A 672-nucleotide genomic window follows, 5' to 3' on the forward strand; every position below is an offset into this window, starting at 1 on the left:
GGCGTGACCGAAGCGGGCTGCATGGCCCACGCCCGACGCAAGTTCTTCGAGCTTCAGGAACACGGGCAGAGCCAGATTGCCGGTGAGGCGCTGGAGCAGATCGCCGCCCTCTACGGCATCGAGCAAGACGCGCGGGCGCTGAAGGCCGAAGCCCGCCAGGCGCGGCGAGAAACGCATGCCCGGCCGCTGCTGGAAGGCTTGAAAGCCTGGCTGCTGGCGTGTCGGAGCAAGATTCCCAACGGGTCATCCAGCGCCAAAGCCATCGACTACACCCTCAAACGCTAGGCGGCACTGACCCATTACCTGACGGATGGGCGCGCGCCCATCGACAACAACTGGATCGAGAACCAGATCCGGCCGATTGCCATCGGCCGCAAGAACTGGCTCTTTGCGGGTTCGCTGCGCGCCGGCAAGCGAGCGGCGGCGATCATGAGTCTGATCCAGTCGGCGCGCTTGAATGGGCATGAGCCCTACGCTTACCTGAAGGATGTCCTCACCCGCCTGCCGACTCAGCCGCAGAGTCGGATCGGGGAGTTGTTGCCACATCGGTGGAGGCCGGATTCAGCCTGAGGCACGGTCAAGAGGGGATGACCGGGGTGTATTGACCCAGTAAAACCCTGCTCAGGTGTTAACCTTGAAAGGAAGGACACATGAGTACGGCGATGGAAGACG

Annotated in this window: 1 pseudogene; it reads left to right on the forward strand. The window is 63.1% G+C overall.

Features of this window, described 5'->3' with window-relative positions:
- A pseudogene (locus B4920_RS30660) lies at positions 1–570 on the forward strand (IS66 family transposase); the annotation flags it as partial.
- Between the last annotated feature and the right edge of the window lie 102 nt (positions 571–672).

Source organism: Zoogloea sp. LCSB751 (assembly GCF_002028455.1).
Taxonomy (GTDB): Bacteria; Pseudomonadota; Gammaproteobacteria; order Burkholderiales; family Rhodocyclaceae; genus Zoogloea.